The organism is Streptomyces sp. NRRL B-1347, assembly GCF_000720325.1.
In the GTDB taxonomy this organism is placed as follows: domain Bacteria; phylum Actinomycetota; class Actinomycetes; order Streptomycetales; family Streptomycetaceae; genus Streptomyces.
Genome location: NZ_JOJM01000001.1, coordinates 193,906 through 209,945 on the forward strand (window position 1 = coordinate 193,906; position 16,040 = coordinate 209,945).

The 16,040-nt window shown below is 74.9% G+C and carries 11 protein-coding genes; 7 read left to right on the top strand and 4 right to left on the bottom strand.

What is annotated here, in order from left to right; all coding sequences use genetic code 11:
• Positions 1 to 3 precede the first annotated feature (3 nt).
• Both IG74_RS0100880 and IG74_RS0100885 read left to right on the top strand, forming a co-directional pair.
• On the top strand, positions 4 to 1,251 hold the full coding sequence (locus IG74_RS0100880) for an aminotransferase class I/II-fold pyridoxal phosphate-dependent enzyme (RefSeq protein WP_030667816.1): 1,248 nt from the start codon (positions 4 to 6) through the stop codon (positions 1,249 to 1,251).
• Complete coding sequence (locus IG74_RS0100885) at positions 1,233 to 2,372, top strand: MBL fold metallo-hydrolase (protein WP_037824145.1); 1,140 nt, start codon at positions 1,233 to 1,235, stop codon at positions 2,370 to 2,372. The genes IG74_RS0100880 and IG74_RS0100885 overlap by 19 nt, the downstream gene beginning before the upstream one ends.
• Here IG74_RS0100885 and IG74_RS0100890 read toward each other — a convergent pair.
• Complete coding sequence (locus tag IG74_RS0100890) at positions 2,369 to 3,004, bottom strand: DedA family protein (RefSeq protein ID WP_030667820.1); 636 nt, start codon at positions 3,002 to 3,004, stop codon at positions 2,369 to 2,371. The two genes, IG74_RS0100885 and IG74_RS0100890, sit on opposite strands and share 4 nt — an antisense overlap.
• Entirely contained in the window at positions 3,004 to 3,789 is a 786-nt protein-coding gene (locus tag IG74_RS0100895) for an MBL fold metallo-hydrolase (RefSeq protein ID WP_030667823.1), read from the bottom strand. Before IG74_RS0100895 ends, IG74_RS0100890 begins: the two co-directional genes overlap by 1 nt.
• Positions 3,790 to 3,870: 81 nt before the next feature.
• Between IG74_RS0100895 and IG74_RS0100900 the strand changes: the two genes are divergently transcribed.
• From IG74_RS0100900 to IG74_RS0100910, 3 genes are all read left to right on the top strand, one after another.
• A complete protein-coding gene (locus tag IG74_RS0100900; protein WP_030667826.1) occupies positions 3,871 to 4,299 on the top strand; it encodes a hypothetical protein in 429 nt (142 codons plus the stop codon).
• Positions 4,300 to 4,388: 89 nt separating this feature from the next.
• On the top strand, positions 4,389 to 6,548 hold the full coding sequence (locus IG74_RS0100905; RefSeq protein WP_030667829.1) for a phage holin family protein: 2,160 nt from the start codon (positions 4,389 to 4,391) through the stop codon (positions 6,546 to 6,548).
• 84 nt (positions 6,549 to 6,632) lie between these two features.
• Positions 6,633 to 8,033 (top strand): amino acid permease, encoded by a 1,401-nt coding sequence (locus tag IG74_RS0100910; protein ID WP_030667832.1) that lies wholly within the window; start codon positions 6,633 to 6,635, stop codon positions 8,031 to 8,033.
• Between the two features lie 16 nt (positions 8,034 to 8,049).
• On the opposite strand, the gene IG74_RS0100915 is transcribed toward IG74_RS0100910, so the two are convergent.
• The gene (locus tag IG74_RS0100915) at positions 8,050 to 9,687 is read right to left on the bottom strand and encodes a DUF6345 domain-containing protein (RefSeq protein ID WP_030667834.1); all 1,638 of its coding nucleotides are present in this window, start codon (positions 9,685 to 9,687) and stop codon (positions 8,050 to 8,052) included.
• Between the two features lie 272 nt (positions 9,688 to 9,959).
• Positions 9,960 to 13,331, bottom strand: a complete 3,372-nt coding sequence (locus IG74_RS0100920; protein ID WP_030667836.1) for a S8 family peptidase — start codon at positions 13,329 to 13,331, stop codon at positions 9,960 to 9,962.
• Between the two features lie 199 nt (positions 13,332 to 13,530).
• Here IG74_RS0100920 and IG74_RS0100925 point away from each other — a divergent pair, with 199 nt between their 5' ends.
• Together IG74_RS0100925 and dnaK are read left to right on the top strand one after the other, a co-directional pair.
• Positions 13,531 to 13,956: an OsmC family peroxiredoxin gene (locus IG74_RS0100925; protein WP_030667837.1), complete on the top strand. Its 426-nt coding sequence runs from the start codon at positions 13,531 to 13,533 to the stop codon at positions 13,954 to 13,956.
• A 153-nt stretch (positions 13,957 to 14,109) separates the two neighbouring features.
• On the top strand, positions 14,110 to 16,023 hold the full coding sequence (gene dnaK, locus IG74_RS0100930) for a molecular chaperone DnaK (RefSeq protein ID WP_037824148.1): 1,914 nt from the start codon (positions 14,110 to 14,112) through the stop codon (positions 16,021 to 16,023).
• The last annotated feature ends 17 nt before the right edge of the window (positions 16,024 to 16,040 follow it).

The following is a 16,040-nucleotide window of genomic DNA, read 5'->3' on the forward strand; positions in this document are numbered from 1 at the left end:
CCCATGCGGCGGACGGACCAGGCGGCGCGCGGCCGCGTCCGGTCGGGCCCGCCCCTGCCGGAGCCGGGCCTGCCGGTCCTGCCGGAGCTCGCCGCCGTGGTCGCGGCCGCGGCGGGCCGCACCCACGCGCCCCCGCCCGGCGGCGACCCGGCGCTGCGCGCGGCGGCCGGCGGCTACTGGGACCGCCGCGGCCTGCCCGTCGAGCCCGGGCACGTCGCCGCCGCGCCCGGCGCGGCCCCCCTGCTGCTCGCCGTCGCCGCGGCCGTCGGCGGCGACGTCCTGCTGCCCCGGCCGTGCGCCGCCTGGTGGGAGCCCCAGGTGCGGCTCCTGGGCCGCTCCGTCTACCACGTGCCGACGCCCGCCGAGTGCGGCGGCGTCCCCGACGCGTACGCCCTCCTGGAGACCGTCCGGCGCGTCCGCGCCGAGGGCGGGGCGCCGCGTCTGCTCGTGCTCTCCGTCGCCGACGACCCGACGGCGACGGTGCCGCCGCCCGACGCGGTCCACGAGGCCGTCGAGGCCGCGGCGGGCGAGGGCCTGCACATCGTGAGCGACGAGACGTGGCGCGACACCGTGCACCGCCCGCACGACACCGTCCTGATCGGCCCCGCCGAGATGGCCCCGGGCCGGGTCACCGTCGTCAGCGACCTCGCCGGTGCCTTCCTGCCGCCCGCCCTGCCCGCCGCCGTCGCCCGCTTCCCCGCGGACGGCCCGGGCGCCGCGCTGCGCGCCCGCGCCCTCGACGTGCTCACGGCCCTGGGCGCGACCCTGGCCGCGCCGGTCGCCGCCGCGGCGACGTACGCGCTCGGCGAGCCGGACGAGATCACCGCGCGCCTGGCCGCCGCCAACCGGCTGCACGCGCGCCTGGCCGCCGCCCTGCGCGAGACCGTCGTCGGCGCGGGCGCGCTCGCCCGGCCCCCCGCGGTCGGCCGACACGTGTACGCCGACCTCGGCCCGCTGCGCGCCGGGCTCGCCGCGCGTGGCGTCACGGACGCGCAGGAGCTGGAGGACCACCTCCAGGAGCGGCTCGGCCTGCCCGCCCCCGGCGGCCACCGCTTCGGCGACGACATCGACGCGCTGCGCGTACGCCTGTCCACGGGAGCGCTCCTCGGGCCGGGCCCCGAGGAGCGCTCCCGTGCGCTCAGCGCCCCGGAGCCACTGGAATCGCCGCACGTGGAGCGGGCGTTGGCCAGGATCGGCTCGGCCCTCGACGACCTCCGCGCGGAAGCACAGCGATGGGAGCCTCCTCGGTGACGCAGACACAGCAGCAGCCCCAGGACACGGACGCGGACACGGCGCGGGCACGACGGGCGGACGCGACGGACACAGCGGCCGCGACGGCCGCGACGGACACGACGCCCCCGGCCCGCGCGCCGGGCCGGACATCGACGGACGTCCGCCGCCCGGTCGCCCCGGCGCGCGGGCCCGGCTCGCCGCGCCTGTGGCCCAAGTCGTTCGCGGACCGGCTCACCGCGCCGCTGCCGGGCCTGCTGGCCTTCGCGCGGTTCGCCCGCGAAGGCGCCCTCCGGCCCACCCCCGCGGGCCTCGCCGACATCGCCCGGCTGCCCTTCGCACCGGGGCCGCTGCCCCGCGTCGACGCCCGTACCGTCGCCGTGACCTGGGCGGGCCACGCCAGCTGGGTCGTGCGGATCGGCGGCCTGACCGTCCTCACCGACCCCGTCTGGTCCCGGCGGATCCTCGGCACCCCCGCCCGGGTCACCCCCGTCGGCGTGGCCTGGAGCGCGCTGCCGCGCGTCGACGCCGTCGTCATCAGCCACAACCACTACGACCACCTCGACGCGCCCACCCTCAAACGGCTGCCACGCGCGACGCCGCTGTTCGTGCCCGCCGGGCTCGGACGGTGGTTCACCCGGCGCCGCTTCACGCGCGTCACCGAGCTCGACTGGTGGGAGAGCGCCGAACTCGACGGCGTCCGCTTCGGCTTCGTGCCCGCGCACCACTGGTCCAAGCGCGGGCTCAGGGACACCTGCCGGAGCCTGTGGGGCGGATGGGTGCTCACCGACGGCGAGGGGCAGCGGGTGTACTTCGCCGGGGACACCGGGTACGGGCACTGGTTCGCGCGCATCGGGGAGCGCTACCCCGGCATCGACCTCGCCCTGCTGCCCATCGGGGCGTACGAGCCGCGCTGGTGGCTGCGGGACGTGCACTGCGATCCGGAGGAGGCGGTGCGGGCCGCCCGCGACGTCGGGGCGCGGCGGATGGCCCCCATGCACTGGGGCACGTTCCTGCTGTCCGCCGAGCCGGTGCTCGAACCCCTGGAGCGGGTGCGCGCCGCCTGGGCAGGGGCGGGCCTCGCCCCCGGTGACCTCTGGGACCTGCCGGTGGGCGGGTCGCGGGTACTGGGTCCCGGCTAGGCCCGCTCCGACGCGGCGCCGCGCGGGCGCAGACGGCGCCACAGGGCCGGGGCCGTGCTGATGACGACGGTGAGGCCGACCGCCAGGGCCACGCCCTGCCAGGGCTCCTTGAACAGGGAGCCGCCGAGGATGCCGATGAGCTGGTAGGTGACCGCCCAGGCCAGGCACGCGGGGAGGTTGCCGCGGGCGAACGTGCGCAGCGGCATCCGGGCCAGCAGGCAGGCCAGCATGACGGGAAGCCGGCCCGCGGGCACGAGCCGGGACAGGACGAGGACCAGGACGCCGTGGTCCCGGAGCTTGTCCTGGGCGCGGGCGAGCCGCTCCTCGGGCGCGCGGTCGCGGATCGCCTCGAGCCAGCGCGACCCGTTCTTCGAGCGCATGCCGCGCCGCCCGAGCCAGTACAGACCGATGTCGCCGCAGAACGCCGCGAGCGAGGCCACGCCGAACACGACGAGCAGCGCGAACGGCGAGGTGTCGCTCTGGTGGAAGGCGACCACCGCCGCCGAGCTGACCAGCGCCCCCGTCGGCACCACCGGCACCAGGGCGCCGACCACCACGAGCAGGAACAGCGACGGATAGCCGACCGCCTGCTGCGTGGAGTCCGGCGACACCTGGGCCGCGGCGGCGAGCATCATCGGGCGGCCTCCGGCCGGACGCTCTCGCCGTGCGCGAGGCGGTGCACCGCCACGTCCGGCGCCCGGCGCGCGGCCTGCCGCACGAACTCGTCGCCCGGCGTGTGGAACTCGTGCGGCCGCACCGCGTCCATGCCGATCGGCCAGTACGTGCCGTAGTGCACCGGCACCGCGCTGCGCGGCGCGATCCGCGCCAGGGCCTCCGCGGCGCGGGCCGGGTCGAGGTGGCCGTGCCCCAGATAGGGGCCCCAGCCGCCGACGGGGAGCAGCGCCACGTCGACGGCGCCGACCTCGTCGGCCATCGCGTCGAACAGGCCGGTGTCCCCGGCGAAGTACGTCCGGGCCGCGCCCTGGACGACGTACCCGAGGGCGGGGGAGCGGTGCGGGCCCACCGGCAGGCGGCGGCCGTCGTGCAGGGCGGGCACCACCCGCACGACCACGCCGCCGTCCCCGACGGGCACCTCGTCGCCCGGCGCGACCTCCCTGAACCGCAGGTGGGACAGGCGGCGAAGCCCCGGCACCGAGCGCGCCGCGCCGCGCGGGACAAGCGCCAGGGTGCCGGGCGCGAGCCGGGCGAGGGACGGCACGTGCAGATGGTCGGCGTGCAGGTGGGAGAGCAGCACGACGTCGGCGACGGCGGCCTCGGGGGGCGGCAGGGCGCCCCTGCGGCGGCGCAAGTGCGCGAGCCGGCGCGCGAAGAGAGGATCGGTCAGGACGCGCGTCCCGGAATCCTCGACCGTGCAGGTGGCATGGCCCCACCAAGTGACCGTGACGTCCGGCCGCACCGTTCCTCCTTCGTGTGACTGTCTCCGAGCCTACGGCCAGGAGTAGTGTCGTCGGCTGACGCCAGAGGTGAGGGGGACGCCATGGGAAACACCTGCGGGGGACCGGCCCGCGCGGTGCGGGTGGCCGCCATCGCCAGCCTGACGCCCCTGGAGGAGCTGGACAGCGACCCGTTCCTCGTCGACTCGCGCAGCCAGCACGCGATGTGCGCGCGCTGGGCCGCCGCCCACGGCTACGTGGTGACCCGGGAGCTCGTGGTGCGCGGCCTGCGCGCCGACCACGCCGTCTTCTGGAACGACGTCGACGCGGGCCTCGTCGATCTGTTCGTGGTCCCCTGCCGCCGGGTCCTGGAGCGGGCGCTGCGGTCCGCCGACGAGTTCACCGCGGAGTGCGCCCGGCGCGGCGTCCGCATCGAGACCGCGGGCTTCGAAGAGCCGTGCTACGACTCCCACATGAAGGCCCGCGTCCACCGCCGCCTCTCCATGCCGACCGCGGGCTACGACGGCTGCTGACCCCCGCTCCGGTGCCCTGGCGCCTGCCGGGTTCCCGGGCCTGTGACAGGCTGAAGGGCAAGGTCGGGTCGTGAGGCGGGCGGAGCGCGGTGCGTGGTGGTCGGTGGCGGACGGTGGGGCGCGGCCTCGGGCGGGTGATCGCCGTCTGGGCGGTGAGCACGCTCACGATGCTGGTCCTCGCCGGCATCCTGCCGGACTTCAAGCTCCAGTCGGACGACGGCGACAGCGCCACCCGCATCGCCGTGACGGCGGCCCTCGGCGCGGGCGCCTTCGGCCTCCTCTCCGCGCTGGTGTGGCCGCTGCTCGTGCGGGCCCTGCTGCTCGTCCCCGCCCTGGTCATCGGCCTGCTCACCTTCTTCCTGAACGGCTCGCTCCTGCTGCTCGCGCTGCGGCTCATCCCCGACGGCCGCGGGGACGCGAACGCCGAGACCGCCGTGGTCGTGGCGGCCGTGATGTCGGCGGTGGCGTCGGCGACGGGCGGCGCGCTCGCCGTCCGCGACGACGACGCGTACCGGCGCCGCCTCTACCGCCTAGCGGACCGCAGGCGCCGCCGTGGCGCGGGACCGCAGCACGCCGGCACCCCGGGCACCGTCTTCCTCCAGCTCGACGGCGTCGGCCACGACGTCCTGTGCCGCGCGGCGCGCAAGGGCGTGCTGCCCACCGTCGCCCGCTGGCTCGGCGCCGACGGGGGCCCCGGCGCGCGCGCCACGCACCGGCTCACGCCCTGGCGCACCGACTGGTCGAGCCAGACCGGCGCGAGCCAGCTCGGCATCCTGCACGGCAGCAACCACGACGTGCCCGCCTTCCGCTGGTACGAGAAGGACACCGGCGAGGTCATGGTGTCCAACCGGCCCGCGTCCGCCGTGGAGCTCCAGCGGCGTGCGATCGCCCGCACCGGCGACGGCGGCCTGCTCACCTACGACGGCGCGAGCCGCGGCAACCTCTTCAGCGGGGGCGCCGACCAGCTCGCACTCGTGCTCTCCATGGCCGCGCGGCGCGGCAAGGAGAACCGCTCGCGCGCCGGGTACTTCGCCTACTTCTCCGACCCCGCCAACGCCGTCCGCACCGCCCTGTCCTTCGTCGCCGAGGTCGGCCGCGAGATCGGCGAGTCGACCCGGGCCCGGCTGCGCCGCCGCCGCCCGCGCGTGAGCAGGGGCGGCCTGTACCCCTTCATCCGCGCCTTCGCCACCGTCGTGGAGCGCGACGTCGTGGTCGCCGCCGTCATCGGCGACATGCTCGCCGGGCGGGCCGCCGTGTACGCCGACCTCGTGGCGTACGACGAGGTCGCGCACCACTCCGGGCCCACGAGCGGCGACGCGGAGAAGGTCCTCAGACGGCTCGACCGGTCCCTCGTGCTGCTCTCCCAGGTCGCCGAGCACGCGCCCCGGCCGTACCGCATCGTGCTGCTCTCCGACCACGGCCAGAGCCCCGGCGAGACCTACCGCGCCCGCTACGGCCTGACCCTCGGCGACCTGGTGCGGGCCGGCTGCGGACTGCCCGTGCCGCGCAGGGCCCGCCGCACCCGCAGCGGCGCCGAGGCCCGCGCGGCGGTGCGCGCCGCGCTGCGCAGGCCCGTGGAGGAGGGCACCGGCGAGCACCGGCCGCGCCGCATCGCCGAGCCCGTGGTGCTCGCGTCCGGGAACCTGGGGCTCGTCTCCTTCCCCGACGTGCCCCACCGCATGACGCGCGAGGAGATCGACCGGCGCCACCCCGCGCTCCTGCCGACGCTCGCCAACCACCCGGGCATCGGCTTCCTGCTGGTGCGCAGCGCGGACCGCGGGCCCCTCGTCCTGGGCGCGCGCGGCGCCGAGGTGTACCTGGACGAGCTGCCCGCGGACCCGGGCCCGGACGCCCTGGGGCCGCTCGCCGACTTCGGGCCCGGCGCCGCCGACGCCGTGCGGCGCACCGACGGCTTCCCGCACACCGCCGACATCATGGTCAACTCCGCGTACGACCCGCTGGACGGCGAAGTCCTCGCGTTCGAGGAGCAGATCGGCTCGCACGGCGGGCTCGGCGGCGCCCAGTCCCGGCCGTTCCTGCTGTCCCCGCTCGCGCTCTCGCGGCCCGTCGCCGAGGGCACCGAGCTCGTCGGCGCGGAGGCCGTGCACCGGGTCCTGCGGCGCTGGCTGCGCGAGGCGCACGGGCCGGAAGTGCCCCGCGTCACACCTGCGGATGATCGCCTTCCGGACCCGGTGGCACCGACAGCATTTCCGGCCGCCGACCACGTCGTACAGGACAAAACGCAGTGATTTTGCAGCGCGTCCCCGGTGCCTGACCATGGGCCCGCGCCCGGCGATCCCGGGCGCCCGGCACGACGAGAGGCGCACCACCCCATGCACGACACCGGATCCGCACCACCGTCGGCTCCGGCCCCGAAGCAGGACGCGGCGGCCGCGCCGCACGACGACGGCAAGCACGCGCGCCGCTTCGGACTCCCCATCGCCACCTGCCTCGTCATGGGCAACATCATCGGCGGCGGCATCTTCCTGCTCCCGGCCTCCGTCGCGCCCTTCGGCACGATCAGCCTCGTCGCGTTCGCCGTCCTGACCGCGGGCGCCATCGCGCTCGCCCTGGTCTTCGGCCGCCTCGCCGAGCGGGACCCGCGCACCGGCGGCCCGTACGTGTACGCGCGGGAGGCCTTCGGCGACTTCGCGGGCTTCCTCGCCGCCTGGGCGTACTGGATCACGACCTGGGTGTCGAACGCGGCGCTCGCCGTCGCCGCCGTCGGCTACCTCGACGTCCTGATGCCCGTGACCGACCACAAGTGGACCGCCTGCCTGGCCGCGCTCGTGCTCCAGCTGCTGCCCGCGCTCGCCAACCTCGCCGGGACGCGGTACGTCGGCGCCGTGCAGCTCGTCGCCACCGTGCTCAAGTTCCTGCCGCTGCTCCTCGTCGCCGTCGGCGGGCTCTTCTTCTTCGACCCGGCGAACCTCGGCCCGTTCCGGGCGGGCGACGACAGCGCGCTCGGCGCGGTGTCCGCCGCAGCGGCGATCCTGCTCTTCTCGTACCTGGGCGTGGAGTCCGCGGCCGTCAGCGCGGGCGAGGTGCGCGACCCGCGGCGCAACGTGGGCCGCGCCACCATCCTGGGCACGCTCGGCGCCGCCCTCGTCTATCTGCTCGGCACCCTGGCCGTCTTCGGCACCGTCGCGCACGACAAGCTGATCACCTCCACCGCGCCGTTCTCCGACGCCGTGAACGTGATGTTCGGCGGCTCCTGGGGCGGCACCGCCGTCGCGCTCGCCGCGCTGGTGTCCATGGTCGGCGCGCTCAACGGCTGGACGCTCCTGAGCGCCCAGACGCCGTACGCGGCCGCGAAGGACGGCCTGTTCCCGAGCGCGTTCGCCACCAAGCGGCGCGGCGTGCCCACCGTCGGCGTCCTCGTGACCGTGGTCCTCGCCTCGCTCCTGACCGTGTACAACTACACGGCGGGGCCTTCCGGGGTCTTCGAGGTCCTCGTGCTCGTCACCACGTTCACGGCCAGCGTGCCCTATCTGCTCGCCACCGCCGCGCAGATCTACTTCCTGGCCTCGGGGCAGCGCGAGCGGGTGCGCCGCGGGCGCCTGGTGCGCGACGCCGTGCTCGCCTGCGCCGCGTTCGGCTTCTCGATGTGGCTGGTCGCCGGGGCCGGGTACGCGGCCGTCTACCAGGGCGTCCTGTTCCTCTTCGCGGGCGTGCTCGTGTACGCGTGGATGGCGGCCCGCCGACAGCGGGCCGCCGGTACGCCTTCCTCCTAGTCCCCGCCCCGCCGCGTCACCGCGCGAGCGGCGCCGTCACCCAGCGCCGGGTCCTGAAGCCGTCCTCGGGGCCGATCTCGATCAGCTTGCGGGCGCCGACATAGGCCTCGTTGCCGGTCACCTCGTAGCCCACCTGGAACGTGCCGGGGACGTCCCTGACCTCGGGCCGGGACTCCCGCGCGACCGCCGCCGCGTAGTCGCCGTCCTCGCCCGTGCCGCGCACCGCGAGGTCGGCGAGCAGCCGCTCCTGCGCCACCGCGAGGGCCTCCTGCGGATCGCGCGGGGCCGGTGCCCCGCCCTCCCGGGCGCCCTCGGCCGCGGGCGGCGCGACCCGGCTGCTGGGCTCGCGCGAGGTGCCGACGGCCCCGCGGGTGGCCAGCTGGGCCTCCACGACGTTGCCGTCGTTGTCGAGGCCGACCCGGACCAGACCGCGGTCGGGCGAGATCACCGGGACGCCGTCGAAGGCCTGCCGGAACGTGACGTGGGTGACCAGGCTCTGCGGCACGCCGAGCTCCGAGCCGTCCTTGGTGCCGGAGTTCTGCATCAGGTCGTGCACGCCCTCCACGACCAGCTCGGCGCCGTCCGCGTGCTCCTCGGCGAAGGCGCGGGCCCGCTCGATCGCGATCTCGCTCGGCAGCCGCGTGGTGTTGCGGTGGTTCGGCTCGGCGAGCCGCAGCCAGCGCACCGCGTGCGGGCCCGTGGAGACGGTGCGGTCGCCGGACGTGGCGCTGAGCACGCCCTGCCGCTCGACCTGCACCTCTTCGAGGGCGGCGGCCGGGAAGTCGGCGATGCGCCCGGCCCGGAGCAGCTCCTCGCTGGGGTCGCGCGGTGCCAGCTGGACGACCTGGGCGTCCTGCGGCGCCTCGGTGAACCGGTCGGCGAGCGACTCGCGCGCGTGGTACCAGCGCCACGCGTACCAGTTGTCCGGCACGGCGTCGCGGAAGAAGTTGCGCTCCGTGTTGAGCCGGTTGACGGCCTCGGCCTGGGTGGCGCCGACCGCGCACACGGAGGGGGCCTGGCCGTGGTAGATATCCCAGCTGCCGTTCAGCCACGCGTCGCAGAACGTCTGCCCGGACCGCCACTTCTCCCAGAACTTCTTGCCGTAGTCCGGGTTGTCGATGCTGACGGTCTCGAAGCCGAAGAGCATCCGGAAGCCGACGTTGGGCCCGGCCCAGGTGCGGATCGGGGAGTGTCCGTCGAGCACCCGGAGCGACAGACAGGTCGACCAGAAGACATACTTCGCCTTCTCGTTGCCGAGCGCCATCCGGTTCGAGTAGGCGCGGGTGCGGCCGTCCCAGGCCGCGCCGAGCGGCGCGACGAAGACGCCGTTGCCGTCCATGGTGCCGTGGCCCGAGTGGTACACGGCGCACGCGGCGTCCATGCCGTAGCGGTCCTGCCAGTTGTCGTACGCCTCCTCGTACGCCCACACCTGGACGCCGCCGTCGGCGAACCAGAAGTTGCGGTCGTAGAACTGCTGGAGGTACGCGAGGAAGCCGGTGGCGTCCTCGTGCGTGTACGACAGCGGCGAGGCGTCGGCGAACCTCTCGATGCTGAACGCGCCCCACCAGCCGAACGTCGAGTCCCGCTGTCCGGCCGCGGCCGGTTTCTCCGGTTCCAGCGGAGACGGTCCGCGGTCCGCGTAGTTCATGCGCATGGCCTTACCCCCTGGGTGGTCTCCCCGTCGCGTGGCTGAACCGCACGCGGTCGAGGGGGCCTAAAAGTGTCACCGCGACCGGGGCTTGCCCAGGTGACATTCCGGCCATAGGGAACGCGCCACGGAGGTGCCGCGCCGCCCCAGGGGCCCCGGCGGCCCGGGCGTTCGCCGCCGCCCTGTTCGTACCGGCCCCCGGGCACCAGCGCGGCCCCCTCGAACACTCCGAGGGGGCCGCGCGGCCGGGCGGGAAGCGGAGGCTGTCTACTTGCCGTCTACCGGCCGAGGTAGGCGTCGAGAACCGTCACGGTCGACGCGTTCCCCTGCCGGTCGGTGACCACGGCACGGAAGGAGACGCCCTTCCCGCGGGCCGGGTTCGTCACCTCGGCCTTGCCGCCGCTGACCGTGAGCTCCGTCCACGTACGCCCCTTGTCGTAGCTGGCGTACGCGGTCAGGGACGCGAGGTTGCCACCGGCCGCGTGGCCCTGGACGGTGACCGGGACGGACTGTTTCACGCCTGCCGGGGCGCGGCTGTCCAGACCCAGCTTCGGCGTGAACCGCACGGTGGACACGGGCAGCGCGGCCTCCCCGTCCACGTGCCGCGAGCGGAACGTCCAGCTCGCCTCGACCCGCGAGGACACCGCGGCCAGCTTGGGGGAGCGGGTGACGGACGCCGTCAGGCGGTACTCCGCGTCGTCCGCCGGGACCTTGAAGCCCTCGGCGCCGGTCACCGCGTCGTCCTTCTCCGCGACCTTCACGCCGTCGCGGTACAGGACCGACTTCTGCGCGGTGTAGCGCGACCAGCCGGGGTGCCCCCGGCCGTCGGCGACGACCGGGATCCGGCCGCGCAGTTCGTCGCCCTTGCGGAAGACGCCCGTGCCGGGGCCGAGGAGCGGGCCGAAGACGCCGGTGTTGAACGTCTCGGTGTAGGCCTTCCCGGCCCGGAAGGCCCGCGGGTCCCGCTCGTAGGAGCTCTCCAGGGGACGGTCGCCGCCCGCGTCCTCGTCGCCGTACTGAGAGAACTCGACGCCCCACTTCGCGCCGTCGAGCGCGGACACGTACGCCGTCGTGGTGCGCGGCAGCCGCTGCGGCGGCAGGATCGGCGAGATGCCGCCCGCCTCCGGGAGGTATCCGGCGACGGACAGGTCGCCCCACCGGCCGGGGGCCGACGCGCCGGAGCGGATCGTCAGCTTCGCGAAGTCGGCCTTCCTCAGGTGCCGGGTGTAGCCGGTCGCGAACTTGGTGACCTTGCCGCCGAGCATGACGTCGTAGCGCTGGTCCGCGCCCTTGCGCCAGGTCCCGAGCCACTGCTGGCCGAAGCCGCCCGGCACCGCCGGGCCGAGGTGCGCGGTGCGCAGGCTGCCGAACCTGCTGATGTCCAGGGCGCCCAGCTCGTTGCCCGCGTACGTGTAGCGGGCGTCCAGGAACGCCAGCTCGGCCCCGGGGTCAGGGACGGTGATGTCGACCGGCTTCGCCCTGCGGGCGTCGAGCGTCACGGTCATCTTCTTGTTCACGGTCAGCTTGGGCTGGACCAGCCAGTCGATGCCCTTGTCGCCGTTGTCGGGATCGACGTAGACCGCCGAGTCCAGCAGGTAACTGCCCTTGGCGATGCGGACCTTGACGGTTCCCGAGGGGCTCTGCGGCCACAGGTTCTGCCCCTTGTCGCCGCCGGTCAGGCCCTGGAGCAGGGTCACGTGGTCCGGCGTGGGCCGCCCGTCGCGGCCGACGGTCCTCAGCGTCACCTCGTACCGCTCGATCTCGCGCTCCACGACGGCCGCCGTGCGCACGCTCTGCCCGCCGCCGGTCGCGGTCACGTACGCCGCGTACGTGCCGTTGACCGAGCCGCCGGGCCGGGTGTCCGCGACGAGGTCCACGGCCGCCCTGCCGCCCGCCGGGACCGTCAGCTTCCGCTTGCCGAGGGCGAAGAAGCCGGCGGGGGCCGGGCGGCCCTTCGGGTCGGTCGCCGTCACCGCGAGGTCGAGCGTGACGTCCCGGTCGCCGAGGTTCTCGTACGTGACCTTCTTCGTGACCGGCTTGTCGTCGGCGTGCGGCCACAGCTGCTTGCCGAAGTCGAGCGACACCGGCCGCGCGATCACCGTCTGGTCGACGGCCCGGTCCACGGCGATCCGGCCCGCGCCCTGCTCGAAGGGGCTGTACGCGCCGCCCCGCGCGGACGCCGTCAGGGCGCCCTTCAGCTCGGTGTGCTTCCAGTGCGGGTGCCGCTGCTTGAGCAGCGCGGCGGCGCCCGCGGCGTGCGGGGCCGCCATGGAGGTGCCGGAGATCGTCAGATAGCCGTCCGGCTTCTGCCCGACCTGCTTCTCGATCTGGCTGCCCGGGGCCGCGGCGGCCGTGATGTCCACGCCGGGCGCGGTCACGTCGGGCTTGACGGTGCCGCCGCCCGCGAGCGGGCCCCGGCTGGAGAAGTCCGCGAGCTTGTCGTCGCCGTCGACCGCGCCCACGGTGAGGGCGGCCTTCGCGCTGCCCGGAGAGCCGATGGTGCCGGGCCCGGACTCGCCGTTGTTGCCCGCGGAGACGGCGAACAGGACGCCCTTGTCGGCCGACAGCCTGTCGACCGCGGCCTCCAGCGGGTCGGTGCCCTCCGAGTCCCCGCCGCCCAGGCTCAGATTGACCACGTCGGCGCCCTGCGCGGCCGCCCACTCCATGCCCGCGACGATCCCGGAGTCGTCGCCGAAGCCCTCGTCGTCGAGCACCTTGCCGCTCAGGACCTTCGCGCCGGGCGCGACGCCCTTGAGCTTCCCGCCCGAGGCCGCGCCCGTGCCCGCGGCGGTGGACGCCACGTGCGTGCCGTGCCCGACGCGGTCCTCGACGTCGGGGGCCGCGCTGAAGTTCTTCTCGGCCACGACCTGGTCCTTGAGGTCGGGGTGCGCGGAGTCGACGCCCGAGTCCAGGACGGCGATCGTCACGCCCTTGCCGTCGTACCCGGACCGCCAGACCTTTGGGGCGCCGATCTGCGGGACGCTCTTGTCCAGGGTCGCCTCGCGGGTGCCGTCGAGCCAGAGGCGGCGGACCCCGGGCGCGTACCCGCGGGCGTCCGTGAGGGTCCGCCACAGCAGGGCCGCGTCCCGGCGCGGGGTGCGGACGGCCTCCGCGTTCAGGGACGGCAGGACGCGGCGGACCGTGGTGTCCCCGGCGGCCCGGACACCGGCGCGTGCGCCGCGTGCCGGGCCCTCGTAGCCGACGATCAGCTTCAGGCCCTGCTGCCGGGGCGTGCGGTCGGCCTCGCGGCTCAGCTCGGTGACGTCGAACAGACGCCGGTCCACGCGCCCTTCGGCGACGAGCCGCCGCGCGTCGTACGGCAGGACGAGCGTGCGGCCGCCGACGGTCTGGGTGTGCACCGGGATCCGTTCGCGGCCCTCGGCCGGGCGGAAGCCGGTCACGCGGCCCGCGGCGTCGACGTCGACGCGGTCGCCGGTGACGAGGGTGAGCCGCTGCGCGGGACCGGCCCCGGCGCCGTTCCCGGCCCCGCCCACGCCCTCGGCCCCGGCCGACAGGGCGGGCCCCGCGGCTCCCCCGGGGACCGGTCGGCCGCCCTCGGCCGCCGCCGGTCCCGTCAGGCCCGCCGTGAGCGCCGCGGCCACCGCTGTCGCGACGGCGACCGCGCCCGCTCTGGTTCTGTGATGGCGCACGTGTCCCCCAATCGAGTTCAACTTTGTTACGTAGACGGACAGTTGATGCGGAAGGTTCATCGCGGGGCGCAGGCGGACACCCGCCGGGCACCGCCCGGGTGATCCTTCTTACGGCCCCGTACCGACCCCGTACGCCGCGATTTCCCCCGGAGTGTGATCGGATGGGGGCCACCGAACTTCACTGAAGGGATTTGGCATCGTGGCTACCACGCGCTCCGCACACACGGTCTGGGAAGGCAGCCTGACCGAGGGCTCCGGCACGGTGACCTTCGACTCCTCGGGCATCGGGGAGCAGGCCGTGTCCTGGCCGTCCCGCGCCGAGCAGGCGAACGGCAAGACCAGCCCGGAGGAGCTCATCGCCGCCGCGCACTCCAGCTGCTTCTCGATGGCGCTGTCCCACGGCCTGACCGGCGCGGGCACCCCGCCCACCAAGCTCGTCACGTCCGCCGACGTGACCTTCCAGCCCGGCACGGGCATCACCGGCATCCACCTCACCGTCGAGGGCGAGGTGCCCGGCATCGACGAGGCCGCCTTCCTCGCGGCCGCCGAGAACGCCAAGGCCAACTGCCCGGTCAGCCAGGCGCTCACGGGCACCACGATCACGCTGTCGGCGAAGCTGGCCTGACCCGCCGCGGACACCGCGCGAAGCCGTCGGCCCCGTACACGGGGGCGGCGGCTTCGTCGTGTCTCCTGCGGCACCGTACGCGGCATTGACAATGACCCGCTCAAGTTTTGTGCTGGAGGGCGGAGTACACCGCGTCGGAAGGGGTTGTTGGACATGGCACGTGCGGTCGGCATCGATCTCGGCACGACCAACTCCGTGGTCGCCGTCCTGGAGGGCGGCGAGCCCACCGTCATCGCGAACGCGGAGGGCGCCCGCACCACGCCCTCGGTCGTCGCCTTCGCCAAGAGCGGCGACGTGCTCGTCGGGGAGGTCGCCAAGCGCCAGGCGGTGACGAACGTGGAGCGCACCGCACGCTCCGTCAAACGCCACATGGGCGACCCGGCCTGGCGCTTCCCCGAGGGCGCCGCGGTCGGCGGCCACCGGTACACCGCGCAGGAGCTGTCCGCACGCGTCCTGCAGAAGCTCAAGCGGGACGCCGAGTCCTACCTCGGCGAGGACGTCACCGACGCCGTGGTCACCGTGCCCGCGTACTTCGACGACGCCCAGCGCCAGGCCACCAAGGAGGCGGGCGGGATCGCGGGCCTGAACGTCCTGCGGATCGTCAACGAACCCACGGCCGCCGCGCTCGCCTACGGCCTCGACAAGGGCGACGACCAGACCGTCCTGGTCTTCGACCTCGGCGGCGGCACCTTCGACGTGTCGCTCCTGGAGATGGGCGAGGGCGTCATCGAGGTCAAGGCAACCAACGGCGACACGCGGCTCGGCGGCGACGACTGGGACCAGCGCATCGTCGAGTACCTCGTACGGCAGTTCAAGAACGCGTACGGCGTCGACCTGGCCAAGGACAAGATGGCCCTGCAACGCCTGCGCGAGGGCGCGGAGAAGGCGAAGATCGAGCTCTCCTCGGCCAGCGAGACCGACATCAACCTGCCCTACATCACGGCCTCCGCCGAAGGGCCGCTGCACCTCTCCGAGAAGCTCACCCGGGCCCAGCTGCAGGAGCTCACCGCGGATCTGCTCGACCGCTGCAAGGGCCCCTTCCACCAGGCGGTCAAGGACGCGGGCGTGCAGCTCTCCGCGATCGACCACATCATCCTCGTGGGCGGCTCCACCCGCATGCCCGCGGTCACCGACCTGGTCAAGGAGCTGACCGGCAGGGACCCGCACAAGGGCGTCAACCCCGACGAGGTCGTCGCCGTCGGCGCGACCCTCCAGGCGGGTGTGATCCGCGGCGACGTCAAGGACGTCCTGCTGCTCGACGTGACCCCGCTGTCCCTCGGCATCGAGACCAAGGGCGGCATCATGACCAAGCTCATCGAGCGCAACACGACCATCCCCACGCGCCGTTCGGAGACCTTCTCCACCGCCGAGGACAACCAGCCGTCGGTCGGCATCCAGGTCTTCCAGGGCGAGCGGGAGATCGCCGCGTACAACAAGAAGCTCGGCGTCTTCGACCTGACCGGGCTTCCGCCCGCGCCGCGCGGAGTCCCCAAGATCGAGGTCACCTTCGACATCGACGCCGACGGCATCATGCACGTCTCGGCGAAGGACGAGGCCACCGGGCGCGAGCAGCGCATGACCGTCACCGGCGGCTCCGCGCTGCCCAAGGACGACATCGACCGGATGGTCCGCGAGGCCGAGCAGTACGCCGAGGAGGACCGCAAGCGGCGCGAGGCCGCCGAGACCCGCAACCAGGCCGAGCAGCTCGTCTACCAGACGGAGCGGTTCCTGCGCGAGAACGGCGACCGGATCCCCGCCGCCACCAGGGCCGAAGTGGAGGCCGCCGCGGCCGAGTTGAAGAGCACCCTGGACGGCGGCGACACCCAGGCCGTCCGCGCGGGCGCCGAGAAGCTCGCCACGGTCAGCCAGCAGATGGGGCAGGCCATGTACGCGGCCGCGGGCGCCTCCGGCGGCGGGGCGCGGCCGGAGGACTCCGGCGAGCGGCCGCCCGCCGACGAGGGCGTGGTCGACGCGGAGATCGTCGACGACGAGCGCGACGGGAAGAAGGGCGACGGCAGGAAGGACGGCGGCGACGGGGCGGAGGGCGCCGGGGAGGGGACGCCGTAGGACGCCTCCCGGGCGGG